17 protein-coding genes are annotated in these 15,095 nt (G+C 65.1%); 11 read left to right on the top strand and 6 right to left on the bottom strand.

The features are described 5' to 3' along the window. The first annotated feature begins 101 nt into the window (after window positions 1–101). From ubiA to V6B15_RS08320, 3 genes are all read left to right on the top strand, one after another. Entirely contained in the window at window positions 102–1,004 is a 903-nt protein-coding gene (gene ubiA / locus V6B15_RS08330; protein WP_334200768.1) for a 4-hydroxybenzoate octaprenyltransferase, read from the top strand. Window positions 1,005–1,009: 5 nt separating this feature from the next. Next, on the top strand, window positions 1,010–1,462 hold the full coding sequence (locus V6B15_RS08325) for a tRNA (cytidine(34)-2'-O)-methyltransferase (RefSeq protein ID WP_334201344.1): 453 nt from the start codon (window positions 1,010–1,012) through the stop codon (window positions 1,460–1,462). A gap of 79 nt (window positions 1,463–1,541) precedes the next feature. Further along, a complete protein-coding gene (locus tag V6B15_RS08320; RefSeq protein WP_320180540.1) occupies window positions 1,542–1,865 on the top strand; it encodes an ArsR/SmtB family transcription factor in 324 nt (107 codons plus the stop codon). 17 nt (window positions 1,866–1,882) lie between these two features. On the opposite strand, the gene V6B15_RS08315 is transcribed toward V6B15_RS08320, so the two are convergent. Then, complete coding sequence (locus V6B15_RS08315; RefSeq protein WP_334200767.1) at window positions 1,883–2,254, bottom strand: VOC family protein; 372 nt, start codon at window positions 2,252–2,254, stop codon at window positions 1,883–1,885. Between the two features lie 122 nt (window positions 2,255–2,376). On the opposite strand from V6B15_RS08315, the gene soxR reads away from it, so the two are divergent. The 3 genes from soxR (at window position 2,377) to V6B15_RS08300 (ending at window position 3,629) form a co-directional block, all read left to right on the top strand. Next, a complete protein-coding gene (gene soxR / locus V6B15_RS08310) occupies window positions 2,377–2,814 on the top strand; it encodes a redox-sensitive transcriptional activator SoxR (RefSeq protein ID WP_253517200.1) in 438 nt (145 codons plus the stop codon). A gap of 194 nt (window positions 2,815–3,008) precedes the next feature. Continuing rightward, window positions 3,009–3,407, top strand: a complete 399-nt coding sequence (locus V6B15_RS08305; protein WP_334200766.1) for a hypothetical protein — start codon at window positions 3,009–3,011, stop codon at window positions 3,405–3,407. Between the two features lie 3 nt (window positions 3,408–3,410). Further along, complete coding sequence (locus tag V6B15_RS08300) at window positions 3,411–3,629, top strand: helix-turn-helix transcriptional regulator (protein ID WP_334200765.1); 219 nt, start codon at window positions 3,411–3,413, stop codon at window positions 3,627–3,629. Window positions 3,630–3,684: 55 nt separating this feature from the next. Here V6B15_RS08300 and V6B15_RS08295 read toward each other — a convergent pair whose 3' ends face one another. Then, window positions 3,685–4,212, bottom strand: coding sequence for a SixA phosphatase family protein (locus tag V6B15_RS08295; protein WP_334200764.1), 528 nt, complete (start codon window positions 4,210–4,212; stop codon window positions 3,685–3,687). A 10-nt stretch (window positions 4,213–4,222) separates the two neighbouring features. Beyond that, complete coding sequence (locus V6B15_RS08290; protein ID WP_334200763.1) at window positions 4,223–6,976, bottom strand: ATP-dependent DNA helicase; 2,754 nt, start codon at window positions 6,974–6,976, stop codon at window positions 4,223–4,225. A gap of 184 nt (window positions 6,977–7,160) precedes the next feature. Between V6B15_RS08290 and V6B15_RS08285 the strand changes: the two genes are divergently transcribed. The 3 genes from V6B15_RS08285 (at window position 7,161) to V6B15_RS08275 (ending at window position 11,349) form a co-directional block, all read left to right on the top strand. Then, a complete protein-coding gene (locus V6B15_RS08285; protein WP_334200762.1) occupies window positions 7,161–8,108 on the top strand; it encodes a hypothetical protein in 948 nt (315 codons plus the stop codon). A gap of 360 nt (window positions 8,109–8,468) precedes the next feature. Continuing rightward, entirely contained in the window at window positions 8,469–10,109 is a 1,641-nt protein-coding gene (locus tag V6B15_RS08280) for a lysine--tRNA ligase (protein WP_334200761.1), read from the top strand. A 118-nt stretch (window positions 10,110–10,227) separates the two neighbouring features. Further along, entirely contained in the window at window positions 10,228–11,349 is a 1,122-nt protein-coding gene (locus tag V6B15_RS08275) for a PAS domain-containing protein (RefSeq protein WP_334200760.1), read from the top strand. Between the two features lie 6 nt (window positions 11,350–11,355). On the opposite strand, the gene V6B15_RS08270 is transcribed toward V6B15_RS08275, so the two are convergent. Continuing rightward, window positions 11,356–12,024: a prolyl hydroxylase family protein gene (locus V6B15_RS08270; RefSeq protein ID WP_334200759.1), complete on the bottom strand. Its 669-nt coding sequence runs from the start codon at window positions 12,022–12,024 to the stop codon at window positions 11,356–11,358. A gap of 99 nt (window positions 12,025–12,123) precedes the next feature. On the opposite strand from V6B15_RS08270, the gene V6B15_RS08265 reads away from it, so the two are divergent. Next, window positions 12,124–12,678, top strand: a complete 555-nt coding sequence (locus V6B15_RS08265) for a cytochrome b (protein ID WP_334200758.1) — start codon at window positions 12,124–12,126, stop codon at window positions 12,676–12,678. 88 nt (window positions 12,679–12,766) lie between these two features. On the opposite strand, the gene V6B15_RS08260 is transcribed toward V6B15_RS08265, so the two are convergent. Beyond that, window positions 12,767–13,726: an RcnB family protein gene (locus V6B15_RS08260; protein ID WP_334200757.1), complete on the bottom strand. Its 960-nt coding sequence runs from the start codon at window positions 13,724–13,726 to the stop codon at window positions 12,767–12,769. Window positions 13,727–13,914: 188 nt separating this feature from the next. Between V6B15_RS08260 and V6B15_RS08255 the strand changes: the two genes are divergently transcribed. Beyond that, the gene (locus tag V6B15_RS08255; RefSeq protein ID WP_334200756.1) at window positions 13,915–14,487 is read left to right on the top strand and encodes a pyridoxamine 5'-phosphate oxidase family protein; all 573 of its coding nucleotides are present in this window, start codon (window positions 13,915–13,917) and stop codon (window positions 14,485–14,487) included. A 114-nt stretch (window positions 14,488–14,601) separates the two neighbouring features. Here V6B15_RS08255 and V6B15_RS08250 read toward each other — a convergent pair whose 3' ends face one another. Then, complete coding sequence (locus V6B15_RS08250) at window positions 14,602–15,039, bottom strand: FKBP-type peptidyl-prolyl cis-trans isomerase (RefSeq protein ID WP_253517168.1); 438 nt, start codon at window positions 15,037–15,039, stop codon at window positions 14,602–14,604. Between the last annotated feature and the right edge of the window lie 56 nt (window positions 15,040–15,095).

Raw genomic sequence — 15,095 nt, 5'->3', positions numbered from 1 at the left:
CCGCCATCCCGGCGAAAGCCGGGATCGTGTCGCTTCTGGCAAGAAGGCCGGCAGCGATCCCGGCTTCCGCTGGGATGACGAGATTGATAGGGCCCATCCCGATGAATGAAACCGTCGTCCCCGATAGCGAACACCGCGGCCTCGTCGCGCGGCTGCCGCAAATGCCGCGCGATCTGGCGCAGCTAGCGCGGTTCGACCGCCCCATCGGCTGGTGGCTGTTGTTCTGGCCCTGTGCGTGGGGCGTCTGGCTGACCGGCGCGGGCTGGCAGCCGGCGCTGCTCGCCTGGCTGCTGCTGGGGGCGATTGCGATGCGCGGTGCGGGCTGTGTCTATAACGACATCGTCGATGCCGATCTCGACCGGAAGGTCGCGCGTACTGCGGTGCGGCCCGTGGCAAGCGGACGGATATCGAAGAAGCTCGCATGGGGCTGGCTGTTCGTGCTGTGCGCCATCGGGTTGCTGGTCCTGCTGCAATTGCGTCCGCTTGCGCAGGGCGTGGCGCTCGCCAGTGTCGCACTGGTCGCCGCCTATCCGTTCATGAAGCGGATCACCTGGTGGCCGCAGGCCTGGCTGGGGATGGTGTTTACCTGGGGGCTGCTGGTCGGCTGGACGCAATTGCGCGCCGACCACTGGGATGCGCTCGCGGCGATGTATGCTGGTGCGGCGCTGTGGGTGATTGGCTACGACACGATTTACGCCATGCAGGACCGCGAAGACGATGCACTGGTCGGTATCCGCTCGAGCGCGCTGCGGCTGGGCGGGCATGTGCAGGGCGGGGTGGCGCTGTTCTATACGGGCGCCGTCGCGCTGTGGGCGCTGGCCTTCTGGCTCTATCGCGCGGACTGGGTTGCGCTGCTCGCGCTGCTCCCCGCAGCCGCGCATCTGGCATGGCAGGTTGCCACGCTCGACGGGACCGATGGCGCCAATCCGCTAAACCGCTTCCGTGCCAATCGCTGGACCGGCGCGCTGGTTGCCGCGGCGTGCTTTGTCGTAGGCAATGCCTGATGGGTATGCGCATCGCGATGTTCGAGCCCGAGATCGCGGGGAATGTCGGTGCAGTGCTGCGTCTTGGCGCGTGCATGGGCGCGGGTATCGACCTGATCGAACCGCTGGGCTTCACCTGGGACGACCGCCGCGTGCGGCGTGCAGCGATGGATTACATCGATCAGGTCGAGATCACACGCCATTCCGGTTTCGACGCATTCAGCGCGGGGCTGGGTGAGCGGCGAGTGATCCTGTTCACCACCAAGGCGGCCCGGTCGGCCTATGATTTCGCCTTTCGCGCCGACGATGTGCTGTTGTTCGGCAAGGAAAGCGCGGGCGTGCCCGAGCATGTGGCTACGGCCAGCGACGCCATGGTCCGCCTGCCGATGCGCGCCGAAGTGCGGTCGCTCAACGTCGCGACCAGCGCGGCGATCGCCCTGGCTGAGGCCTTGCGCCAGACCGGCACCCTGCCGCGCTAGCTCCCGGCGGTGGACAAGTCGGCGAGCGAGGGCCGGCGAATCTTGAGCGACTCGGCCGCGCCTTCTTAACCATGGTCACATGACGGACACTTTCACCGCCCTTTCCGATCCCACGCGGCGGCTCCTGCTGGACCGGCTGAGCGAAACGGGCGGGCTGACGCTGTCCGACCTAGCCGAAGACCTGCCGATGACGCGGCAGGCGGTGGCCAAGCACCTCGCCGTGCTCGAGGCGGCCGAACTGGTCGCCTCCGAGCGCGACGGGCGCTGCAAGCGGCATTATCTCAACCCGGTGCCGCTGGCCAAGATCGCGCGCCGCTGGCTGGGCCGGTTTGAGGAGGTTCCGCTGGCCGCGATGTCGGGTTTTCACGGACCTGCGGGCGAGCGGCGCGTTGCGCAAACATAGGCGCGCGAGGCATGGGCTCATTCATAGCTGACCACCTCGAACTCGATCCCGTCCCAGTCGAAGAAGTAGAACCGCCGCCCGGGAACGTAATCGTCATGCCCGAAGGGGGTGAGGCCATGCGCAGTCACTGCCTTCTCGGCCGCGTCGAGATCGTCGACGGTGAAGGCGATGTGATTGAGCGGATGGCCCTTGGCGAACTCTCCGCGGACATGGTCGCCCGTGTAGAGCGCGATGTAATCGTGTTCGGCCCCGATATGGACCGAACGCCCGTATATCTGCGAGGGGCCGCGCCAGCCCTCCTCCCAGCCGAGCAAATCCTTCAGCAGCGCGGCGCTGCGTTCGGGATCGGTGACCGAGATATTCGCGTGTTCCAATCGTCCGGTAGCCATGGTGCATCTCCTTTGCGGGGCGGGGGCCATGGCTCGGCCGGACCGCCCTTTTGCGATGCACAGGCATATGCAACCTCAACTTCACTTGAGGTCAAGCTTCAAATGGCCTATCACTCTGATCGATGAATGCGAACGACCACCTCAGCATCGGCGATCTGGCGCGCCGGACCGGCCTTTCCGCCTCGGCGATCCGCTTTTACGAGGACAAGGGACTGATCGAATCCTTCCGCACCGCGGGCAACCAGCGGCGCTTCCTGCGCAGCGATATCCGGCGGCTCAGCTTTATCCTGATCGTGCAGAAGCTGGGGCTCTCGCTCGAGGAAATCGGCGATCACCTGCGCAGCCTGCCCAAGGGACGCAATCCCTCCAGCTTCGACTGGTGGAAGATCAGCGAAGCCATCCGCGAAAGCCTCGACCGGCGCATCGCGCAACTGCAGGCACTGCGCGACAATCTCGATGGCTGCATCGGCTGCGGTTGCCTCAGCCTGAAGACCTGCAAGCTCTACAACCCCGATGACATCGCCGCCGAGGGCGGACCGGGTCCGCGGGTTTTGCGGTGATTGCGGACGTTTGCCGCCGGCAGGTATCGAAGCCTTCGACCAGGGGCAAAGTGTGCCGGGAGCGGACTGACCGGCGAGGACCCACAAGCAGACGGTGCTGCGAGCGAGGCACTCGGGCAGGGCATGTAAAAAATATTTGACATCGAGCCGGGTGGCGCTACCTATGTAGAAGATATTCTACATGGGAGAGGTCGATGTCATTCCGAGAACGCACTGCATGGGTGATGGCCTGCACGCTTATCCTGACTGGCGGATTCTATCTCAAGCTCGTCATCGATGGCGTGTCCCCCTCATCCGCTGCCTTTCCCTTCGTGATTGGCGTCATCCTGTTCTCGATCGCGGCGCAAGTAGTGCTTGCGGCCATGTCGCCTCGCGAAGCCTCTAACCCCGTCGACGAACGCGAAAGGCTGGTGATGCAAAAGGCAGCAAACTTTTCGTCCTATGTCCTGGCCACCGGCGTGATTGCAGGCCTTGGTATATTCATGGTCCAGGAAGCCGGAATGCAGCTGTTCCACATCGTGCTCGTTTCGCTCGTTCTCACGAAGATCGCCGAATACGGTGCACAGATTTTCCTGCTGCGCTCAAGGATCTAGCCCGTGGGCAAGCCGCCTCCAATTACCAACCGTGTCCGTGAACTCCGCGAGGCCCATGGCCAGATGAGCCAGGCGGCCTTGGGCGACGCGGTCGGGGTCACTCGCCATACGATCATGGCAATCGAGCAAGCTCGCTATTCACCGAGCCTCGAGACCAGCTTTCGCATTGCGAGGGTGTTCAATGTCGGTCTGGAAGACGTATTCGGTTGGGAGGGTGACTAAACACCACTTTCCCTGAAGGGCAGCGCCTCAACCGCCGCACAGCAGACGCGCCGTCTCAATACTCCGGCCCAAGCTCCGCATCGAGATCGCGCGGGCGGGCGAAGTGGGCGAGCGTGCCGCAGCCCGTCCCCAGGTCGGTCCAGTCGTCGATATCGAGCTCGAATACCGCATAGGCGGCGGTGGGGAATTTGACCTTGGCCTCGTCGTAGAGCGCGTTCTCGTTCTTGGGCGCGACCAGTTCGAACAGCATGTCGCCGAGCCCCGGATTGTGGCCCGAAAGCAGCAGCGCATCGCCATCGCCCCCGGCTTCGCGGATCACGTCCATGATCGTGTCGGTCCCGGCGAGATACAGCCGCTCGTCCCATTGCGGCGCAAGCGCGGGTAACGCGGCGGCAAGCGTCTGTTTGACGCGTTCGGCGGGGCTGGCGACGAGCCGGTCCCAATCCACCCCATGCGCGCGGATATGATCGCCGATCACCCGCGCCCCGCGGCGGCCGCGATCGTTCAGGCCGCGATCGAAATCGCGCTTGTCGCTCTGGCCCCAGTCGGACTTGGCATGACGCAGCAGGCCGAGGATTTTCATGCGCGCGTCATCACTGGGGCAGGGTCTCCGCTGTCGAAAGGTCGGGGCTAACAACACCCTCGGTGACGCGCTGTAAAGCCTCTTCGAGTGTCAGCCGCGTGACGGGGGTGCCTTCGGGAAAGGCGGACAGCAGCCGGCTGGGGAAGGCGGGCGAAAGCACGACGAAATGGCCCGCATCCTCGCGCGTGCGGATCAGCCGTCCGAAGGCCTGCGCCAGCCGCGCGCGGATGATGCGGTCGTCATAGCGCTTGGCGCCGCCTGCCTGTTCAGCAGCGGCGGCGCGGCGCGCGCGGTGCAGGATCGTCGGGCGCGGCCAGGGCACGCTTTCCATCACCACGCAGCGCAAGCTCCGGCCGGGCACGTCGACCCCGTCGCGCAGTGCATCGGTGCCCAGCAGGCTGGCGCGCGGATCGTCGCGGAAGATGTCGGTCAGCGTGCCCGTATCGATCGGATCGACATGCTGCGCATAGAGCGGCAGGCCGGCGCGCGCGAGCCGGTCGGCGATCCGGCCATAGACCGCGCGCATCCGGCGGATTGCGGTAAACAGCCCCAGCACGCCGCCATCGCTCGCCTCGATCAGCCGCGCATAGGCCCCCGCCAGCGCGGGGATATCGCCCTTGCGGATATCGGTGACGATCAGCACTTCGGCGCGGCCCGCGTAATCGAAGGGGCTTTGCGCCTCCGCGGTCTTCGGTAGCAGTTCCAGATGCGGCGCGCCGCTCTTAGTGATGGCATGCGGCCAGTCGGGCCCGGTTTCGTCGCGGTCGGTCAGCGTGGCGCTGGTCAGCATGACCCCGTGCGCCGGTTCGAGCACGACCTTGGCGAATGGCTTCATCGGATCGAGCCAGTGGCGATATATCCCGACATCGAATTCGCGCGAATCGTTGCGGTCGACCTGCAGCCAGTCGATGAATTCGGGATCGGCCGGGCCGCCGAGCCGCGACAGCAGCGCTTCCCATGCCGCGATCAGGTCGATCCGCCAGGCGAGCGAGTGGCGCGCGCCTTCGATCCGCGCACGGCCTTGCCCATCGAGCCAGTCGGGCGCGTCCTCGACAATCGCTTCGAGCCGTCCCGCAAGCTTGAGCAGCGGCGTGCGGATGGTTGCCAGCGCCTGCGCCGCAGTGCCTGCCGCCTCGACCAGTTCGCCCGGCAGCTGCGCAGTCTCGGTCTCGATGCCATAGCCCATCTCGAGCCCGCTTTCATCGCGCGCGAAGGTGGTCGCGCGCACGGCGGCGAGCAATTCCTCGATCGGCCCGATGGGGCCGCTTTCGGCCAGCCGCCCGAGCCAGCCATCGGCTGGCAGGGCATTGGCTGCCTCGACCGCCGCCTCGACCGCTTCGCCGCCCGCATCGTCATAGCTGGCGACATCGGCGAGACGCGCGGAAAGGCCCCGGCGGCGCCCGCGGCTGTTCTTTTCGGGGCCGATGATCCAGCGCCGCAGCTCGATCGCCTCCTGCCCGGTCAGCGCGGCGGAAAAGGTGCTGTCGGCGGCGTCGAACACGTGGTGTCCTTCGTCGAACACGATCCGCGTCGGACGCGTGGCGGAATCGCGTCCGCGCGCGGCATTGACCATCACCAGCGCATGATTGGCAATGACGAGATCGGCCTGCGCCGCATTGCGCGCGCTGCGTTCGATAAAGCACTTCCGGTAATGCGGGCACCCGGCATAGACGCATTCGCCGCGCTGGTCGGTCAACGCCGCGATGCCGCGTTTGCGGAACAGCGTGCCGAGCCAGCCGGGCAGGTCGCCGCCGATCATGTCGCCGTCCTGCGAATAGGCCGCCCAGCGCGCGACCAGATGCGCGAGGATCGCGGGGCGTCCCGCGAACCCGCCCTGCAAGGCGTCTTCCAGATTGAGCAGGCACAAATAGTTCTCGCGCCCCTTGCGCACCACCACGGGGGGCGAGCCGTCGGCGCGGCTGGCGGGCCATGCGCGGCGGCTTTCCTGGCGCAGCTGGCGCTGGAGGTTCTTGGTATAGGTGCTGACCCAGACCGTCCCGCCCGATCGCTCTGCCCAGAGCGAAGCGGGGGCGAGATAGCCCAGCGTCTTGCCAATCCCGGTACCCGCCTGCGCGAGCAGGATATGCGGGCGCTTCTGGCTGTCGCGCGGGCCGAAGACATGGCCTGCACCCTTCGAAAACGCGCGCTGGCCCTCGCGCCGTTCGGCGCCTTCGCCGGTCAGCCGTTCGAGCTGTGCCTCGATCTCGGGTTCGTCGATCAGCACCTGTGCAGGCTGCGGACGGTCGGGCGTCTCCTCCCATTCGGGCAGGCGGCTGAACAGCCACTTCTCCGCCCGATCGGGCCTTTTGATATGGGGCGCGAGCACGCCTACCCAAGGCCAGCGCAGCCGCGCCAGCGATTGCAGCGAAGACCACGCGCCTTCGCGCTGCGACCAGTCCTCGCTCTCGCAGGTCGCCACCAGCACGCCTGCGGCCTGTTGCAGCAGCAGGGGGACACCCGCATCGTCCGCCGGTTCGTCCAGCCCCAGCGCATGCGCCAGCCCCTTGGGCGTGGGCACGCAGAAGGTCGCCGGATGGATGAAGGCGAACAGTTCGAGCAGGTCGAGCCCCGACAGGTCGGGATAGCCGAGCCGGCTGGCCACCAGCGGCGCATTCATCAGCAGCTGCGGCGTATCGGCGGCTGCCATCACCGCCTCGCCCTTCGAACACCCACGCGTCGACCCATTCGGATCGCGCAGCCAGGTGCCGGCGTGGCTGGCATGAAGAGCGGGGAGGGGCAGCAAATGGCTCACGGAAAAGACCATGTAAGGGCGGGAACGAAAAGTAAACAGAGGGCGGCGAGGCTATGCCAAGAGCGTTTCGGTTCGTCGCAAGCGGTCGGTGCTTGGCCGCGAAACGGTTTTAAGAACACCTGCAATATCAGTTATTTGGAGTTTCCTGAACGTCAGATGACAGGAACTGTGGCGAAATCATGCCCGTTCTATTGGCATGACCAAGACCCGCCATATGATCGCCAGCGCCCCTATCGCGATTGCCGCGATGGCCGCGCTCCATACACCAGCCGCCATGGCTCAGGAAGCGCCACCGATCGTGCTCGATTTGCCGGCGCCAACGCCGGCCGCATCGCCCGCTCCGATCGTATTTTCCGCGCCCGCGCCTGCTCCGATCGCGATCGACCTGCCACAGGCCGAACCGGTGGTCGAACCCCCGGTCGTGAACGATCCCGCACCGGTCGCGACCACGCGGACCACGCAGGCTACCCCGACGCAACCTCGTGCGGAAGCTCGGGAACCCGCCGTAGCACCTACGACCGCTGCAGAAACGACACTTGCTCCCGTGGCCACCGCGGATACCGCAGTAGCAGCGGAGGAAGCTCCTCTCCCTGTTGGCGCAAGCGCGGTGCAGCCTGCCCCTTCGGCCGAAATCGTACCGGTCGAGGAGCCCGTAGGGGACGCCTCGAGCGCGGCCCTGCTCTTCGCGCTCCTTGGCGCAGGGGGAATCGGTCTGGCAGCGCTGCTGCTGTTCCGCTCGCGGCGCCGGCGCCGCACCGGCGACGCGCCGGTAATCGAACGGCCAAGTGTCGGTGCGTCACCGATTGTGGAGCGCGAACCTGCTGTGACGGTGCATGCCGCTGAAGCCGGCAGCACGTGGGCGAGCAAGTCGCCATCCACCGCTACCAGCAATGGCGCAGCAGTCGAGTTGCCAAGCGAATTGCCGCATAGCCGTGCCGAGCGCGGGCGCCTGCTCCAGCGGATGATCGACGCGCGGCCCGATCGCGCCAACCCCTTCGCCTCGCACAAGGCCCGTGCCAAGCGCGCCCGCCTCATCCTGCAATCGATTGGTACCCGTTTCACCGATCGCAAGCCGGGCATCGATCTCAGCCAGTACGCGAACGTCTGGCCCGAACTGCGCGGCTGGCGACCTGCGACGACCTAAACCCCTCCTGACCCTCGATAGGTGTCGCAGCGGTAGGGGCGTCTACTCCCAGGAGTAGGCGCCCCTATTGGCGACTGTGCCCATCGCAGCATACCGGGCCCCAGCGTCGTTCGTCGCGCCTTGTTCGATATAAGCCAACGTCTGTCCTACACGGCGCTTTCCGGATACTCCCCGGCGCATGCCGCAGGCCTTTGTTCTTGAACGCTACCTCTATCGCATCTGCCAAAGGGCCCGGCGGCTTTTCTCTTCCAGGACCGTGGTCCATGCGGTCCATGTGACTGGACTCGTCTTCGCGCGTTCCAACACGCGTCCAGCACTTCGCACTTGCGAAAGCGGCGGTCACCCGCAATGGCGTTTCACATGAGCATGACCGATCTGATCGCCGCTGCACGCGTGTCCAAGGCCTGGCCGTTCCAGGAGGCACAGCGCCTGCTCAAACGCTATCCCGATGGGGTCAAGACCGCCAAGGACGGCATCACCTCGCCGGTCCTGTTCGAAACCGGTTACGGCCCCAGCGGGCTGCCCCATATCGGCACCTTCCAGGAAGTGCTGCGCACTACGTTGGTGCGTCGCGCGTTCGAGGCCATGATCGGGGCGAAGCCCGAAGACGGCAAGACGCGGCTGGTCGCATTTTCGGACGATATGGACGGGCTGCGCAAGGTGCCCGACAACGTGCCCAACCAGCAGCTGTTGCAGGATAATCTCCACCTGCCACTGAGCCGGGTGCCCAATCCCTTCGATACCGATCACGCCAGCTTCGCCGCGCACAACAACGCGATGCTCCGCGAATTCCTCGACCGCTTCGGCTTCCAGTACGAATTCGTCTCGGCCAGCGATCGCTACAATTCGGGTGCCTTCGACGAGGCGCTGCGGCAGGTATTGCGCAAGAACCAGCAGATCCTCGATATCATGCTGCCGACGCTGCGCGAGGAGCGCCGCCAGACCTATTCGCCGGTGCTGCCGGTCAGTCCGCAGACCGGCCGCGTGCTGCAGGTGCCGGTCGAGGTGGTCGATGCCGAGGCGGGCACGATCCGCTTCACCGACGAGGATGGCGACGTCGTCGAACAGTCGGCGCTGGGCGGCATGAGTAAGCTGCAGTGGAAGGTCGACTGGGCAATGCGCTGGTATGCGCTGGGCGTCGATTACGAGATGTACGGCAAGGATCTGACCGACAGCGGTGTGCAGTCGGGCAAGATCGTGCAGGTACTCGGCGGGCGCAAGCCCGAGGGATTGATCTACGAGCTGTTCCTCGACGAGAACGGCGAGAAGATCTCCAAGTCGAAGGGCAACGGGCTGACCATCGACGAATGGCTGACCTATGGTTCGGAAGAGAGCCTGGGCTTCTACATCTTCCCCAATCCCAAGAGCGCCAAGCAGCTGCACGTCGGCGTCATCCCGCGTGCGGTGGATGATTACTGGCAGTTCCGCGAGCGGCTGGCCGAGCAGGAGCTCGACAAGCAGCTCGGCAATCCGGTGTGGCACCTGGCGCGCGCGAATGGCGGCTTCGAGGCGGCGGAGGCGCCCGGCGCAGGTGAAAGCCTGCCGGTGACCTACGGCCTGCTGCTCAACCTCGCCAGCGTGCTGGGCGCCGAGGCAAGCGAAGATGCGCTGCGCGATTACCTCGCCAGCTATATTGGCGATGGCCGGATCACGCCCGAACTCGAAGTGCTGATCGGTACTGCGGTTACCTATACGCGCGACTACATCGTCCCGACGCTGTCCAAGCGCGCGCCCACCGCCAACGAAACGGATGCGCTGCGTGCGCTCGACAGCTATCTTGCGGGGGCCGCCGAAGATACCAGTGCCGAGGACCTGCAAACACAGGTCTATGAGATCGGCAAAAGCGAAGACTATGGCTTCGCCTCGCTGCGCGACTGGTTCAAGGCGCTCTACCAGACGCTGCTCGGCAGCGACCAGGGCCCGCGCATGGGCAGTTTCATCGCGCTTTACGGGGTCGCGAATACGCGCAAGCTCATTGCCGAGGCGCTGGCGCGCGGCTGACCGGTCCAAGAACCTCAACCGAGCCTCGCAGGAACGCCGGGGCAGGGACTTGCAATCCCTGTCCAACCGCGACAGTCTCTGCGCCGGATAGATGGGTAGTTGAGAGGGGGGAGGCGCCATGGGTCGCGCCATGGACGGCAACAATGGGCGGACTCCACCTTCCAGCGGGGTCGAAAAGGCAGTCGAACGCGCCGAGCATGAAGCGCGCATGGTCGGCCGTCTTGCCGATCTCAAAATCGGCTCGTCGCAGCTGTTCTTGCAGACGACCGAACAGACACGCATGGCGCTGTCCATCGCCGATCCGCATCAGGACGATTGCCCGCTGGTCTATTGCAACCAGGCCTTTGTCGATCTGACCGGCTATGACCGCGACGAGATTATCGGCCGCAATTGCCGCTTCCTTCAAGGGCGCGGCACCAAGCCCTCGGCTGTCGCAAAGCTCGCCGAAGCGGTGCGGAGCGGGGAATATACGGTCGTCGATATCCTCAACTACCGCAAGGACGGTTCGTCTTTCTGGAATGCGGTCCATGTCGGCCCGATCTACGACGAGAATGGCGATCTGGCGTATTTGTTCGGTTCGCAATGGGACATCACCGAACTGCTCGCCGCGCGCGAGACGATTGTCGAGAACGAACGCGTGGCGGAGGAATTGCGGCACAGGACCGACAATCTGTTTGCCGTCCTGGTCGCCATCGTGCGGCTGTCGGCGCGCAATTCGCAGGACGTGGGCGAACTTTCGAGCAAGATCGAGCGGCGGGTCGAAGCACTCGCGGGGGCGCACCGGGTCTCGCTGGCGGCAGAGGGGCTCAACCACGACCGCAGCAATCTGCGCGATCTCGTCGATGCGGTCATGCGGCCCTATCGCAGTGCGCGCGGCGACCGCATCGACCTTGGCGGCGAACTGATCGAATTGCCGCGCAAGCATGTCACTCCGCTGGGCCTGACGCTGCACGAACTGGCGACCAATGCGCTTAAATACGGCGCGCTGGCGCATCAGGACGGCAAGGTCACGATCGACTGGGAGGTCGCGGAAGGCACGCTGGTGATCGAATGGGAAGAGACGCGCGGACAGGGGGCGATCCCGCTTGCGGCCAATCCCGAGATCAAGGGTACGGGTTCGGGCACGCGGCTGATCGAAGGCGTTATTCGCGGCCTTGGCGGCGGGGTCGAGATGCGCTTCGAACCCACAGGGTTCCAGGCCACCATCCGCGTACCGGCAGCGGCGCGCGCGCTCGACTGAGCAGGGTTACCCGTGTTTGCGCGTGCGGAACCACTTGGTCAGCACGTATTTCTGTCCCGCGATCACCGGGGTCCCGGCATGGAGCGTGTCTTCATTGGGTTGCCCTTCGGGCGTGGCATTGTTCCACACCATCAGCACGCCGGGTTTCGGTTCGATCGAGGCGCCGATCTCGGTGAAATGCGTATGCCCGCCTTCCTCGACCTCGTTGAGAAAGGCCATCGCGGTCCAGCAGCGTTGCCCGCCGCGCTTGCGTTCCAGCTGCCAATATTCCTGGTCGGTATAGAACCAGTCATTGTGCGGCTTGAATTCCTGCCCGGGAAGATAGCGCTGGCCCTGGATGTTTTCCCCCGTCTTGCCCGGCAGCCCGAGCAGATCGTCGATCCGCCGCGAGATCGCCTTGATGAACGGATCGTGCGGATCGAAATTGCCCGAATAGGAGGTGCGGAACTTGGCGATATAGGCGGTTTCGTGCAGCTCGCTCGGGCGCGCGACGGCATCGATCATGCCCATCAGGCGCTGGCATTCATCGGGCGAGAGGAAATCGCCAATGGCGTAGATTTCCGCCCGATCGGTCGGAATCTTGTACGCCTGCGGGTCGGCATCTAGGCGCTTGCGCACCATGGCGCCGACGCGTTTGAGGGCATCCTGATCGGGAACGGTAGCAGTCTTTGTCATCGGGGCCCTTGTTAGCAAGCATGCGCGGGGCTTCAAGTAAGGCGCTTGCCGGGCAGGTCGCGGGCGCTAGGATGATGGCTGATCCATAGGGAGTGAATGATGAGCGAGATGCACGCACGCCGCTATTCCAAGGGAGCCATGCTGTTCCACTGGGTGATCGCGATCCTGGTGATCATGAACTGGCAGATCGCCGAACGCGCAGGATCGCTGGAGATGCCGCTCAAGGCGGAAGTCTTCGGCTATCACAAGGCCTGGGGCATGGTGATCCTCGCTCTGACCCTGGGGCGGCTGGCATGGCGGTTCACGCACCGCGTTCCGCCGCTTCCCGCTGACCTCACTCGTTGGGAAGCTGCACTGGCGCGCACGGTGCATACGATTTTCTATGTTCTGCTGATCGGTCTTCCGCTGGGCGGGTGGCTGGCCAATTCGTTGGGAGGACGCACAATCGACGTCTTCGGACTGTTCACCATTCCCGCGCTCCCGGTCGGCGAGAATGGCGATCTGGCAGGGCAGATTTTCGACGCCCATGCCTTGGGCGGATCGATTTTCATTGCCCTGATCGGCCTGCACATACTCGGCGCGCTCAAGCATACTTTCTTCGATCGCAACGGCGGCATTTTCCGCATGCTGCCCTTCGGCAAGGTGCCGAGCTGAGGCGGGCTACGAAAAAGCCCCCGCCAGTCACCTGGCGGGGGCCTGATTGCCGCCCGGACTACTCACGAAATCCGATCGGCGGCGTGACTTACCAGAAGAAGTTGTGGATCACGTCGACCACTTCGCCGCTGTAGATATCGACCAATAGCACGTCGTCGTAATAGCGCACCCAGCGGTAGGGGCCGTAGACCTCGGGCAGGCGATACCGCCAGGGATCGTTGATCCAGTAGCGGCTGCCGAAGAACAGGCTGCCGATCCGCAGGCCAATGCTCAGGCGGCGATAATTGTAGTTACGATATGGCGCGTAGTAGCGACCGAGCCGGTAGGTGCTGCGATTGTTGTAGCGATAGCGCTGCCAGTCGTAGCGATTGTTGCTGCGCCAGCGGCGCTGGTCCCAGCGATCGTAATCCCGCCACTGACGTCCGTCGTAATAACGCGCCCGGCGATTGTCGTGACGCACGCTGCGCGAACTGGTCCGATTGGCATCGCTACGGCTGCGGCGCTCCTCGCGGGTGTTGCGCTCGCGCTGGTCGCGGCGACCGTCGCGATAGGCTTCGCGGCGCGCATCTTCGCGTCGATCGGTCCGTTGTTCGCTCCGGCGCTCGCCGCGATTGCGATCAGTATTGGCGCGGTCGCGGTCGGCATTGGCGCGGTTGCGATCTCCCGTGGAACTGCGGGTACGCTGCTGGATTTCGCGCCGGCTGTTGCGTTCGCGAGCCGCTTCTCCGCGACGGTCCGAAGTGCTTGAGCCACGGGCCTGCGCAATGTCCGCGCGATTGTTGCCACGCGATTCCGTGCGCTGCACCCCCTCGACGCGTTGCGGGCGCTGTGCCTCGCGGGGCTGGGCGCGGCGTTCGCTGCGCTGCTGGCGCTCGGCGCGCGGAGCGGAGCGTCGCTGGCGGGTTTCGCTGCGGTCGCCGCGGTCGCGCTGGGCGCGTTCCTGCCGGTCGCGCGATTGCGCTTCGGCTTCTGCGGGCAGGGCGGTGATCGCCATCGCCGCAGCGAGAGCGCTCAGCGCGCTTCCTTTCAGGAGCTTGGTCAGATTCATGGAGCGTGTCCTCTTCTTACGCTTGGCGCCGCTCCACCACCTGCGGCATATGTCGATGTCGCAGTTTGTAACACAACGGCCTGACCCCAAACTGAACCGGTCTGTCGGGGTTTCGTTCATGTTTCGATAGGAAAATATGAATTTCGTGGGGGTTGGCACCGGGTCGGTGCGCAGGCATTGCTACGGCCATGTACGATACACTCGACGAAGTCCGCGCCGATATCTCCGCCAGGCTGGCCGATGCGGCGGCAAACCGCCATTCACCCATGCACACGCCGGTGGTGGCGACGACGGATGCCGATGCGCGGGTGATGGTCCTGCGCACCTTCGATGCCGATCGCTGGACGCTGCGCTTTCACACCGACACCCGTTCGCCCAAGGTCGCGGTGATCGAAGGCGATCCGCGTATGGCGGTGCTGGCCTATGACCGCGACGCCAAGGTACAGTTGCGCCTGCGCGGCACCGCACGGATCGAACGCGACGGGGAGATAGTCGATGCGGCGTGGGCGGAAAGCACCAATTTCGCGCGGCGTTGCTATCTGGGGGAAGAGCCGGGTGCTATCTCGGATGTGCCCACCTCGGGGCTACCGCCCGAATTCGAGCGCGACGAGCCCGATGATGTCCAGCTTGTCCCTGCGCGCGAGAATTTCGCTGTGCTGCTGATGCAGGCCGAGGAGATCGACTGGTTTTCGCTGGCCCACAACGGCCATCGCCGGGCGGTACTGGCGCGCAACGGCGCCGACCGCTGGATCGCGCCTTAGAGCCGGGGATCGGTCAAGCCGCTTCGGTCTCTCGCGCGTGTATCGATACGATGGCGGGCGGCCACCCACGTGCCCGATCGGGGCCGTGGGCCCGGACCGCCCGCCAGTATTGCGTCAGGCCGCCTGCTTGATCTCGCGCAGCGTGATGGCGAAAGTAATGTCTTCACCGGCCAGCGGGTGATTGCCGTCGGCCTTGATCGACTGATCGTTCACATCGACGACATAGAGGGTCATCGGCGAACCGTCCTGCTGCTGCGCCTGCAGCGCCATGCCGGGCTGCGGGGCGGGTTCGGGCGGCAGGTTCTCGCGCGGGATTTCGATGATCAGCTCGTCGCGGCGCGGACCGAAGGCGCTGTCGCATTCGATCGCGACGGTTTCTTCGTCGCCGACTTCCATCGCGGTCAGCGCCTGCTCGATCTGCGGGAAGATCTGGCCGCTGCCCAGTTCGATGTCCTGCGGGCCTTGTTCTTCAGTGTTGCCGACCACTTCGCCGTCGCTCCGGCGCAGGACGTAGTCGATGGATACGGTGTCACCGTTTTTGGGAGTGGGCATAAATGTCCTTTTCGAAATTTGAATTTGCGGCCGCCGGGGGCCGTCGGGGAACGCGC

The organism is Qipengyuania sp. Mu-71, assembly GCF_036867055.1.
Lineage (GTDB): Bacteria > Pseudomonadota > Alphaproteobacteria > Sphingomonadales > Sphingomonadaceae > Qipengyuania > Qipengyuania profunda.
The sequence above is the reverse complement of the archived record's forward strand: the minus strand, read 5'-3'. Positions and strand labels throughout refer to the sequence as shown.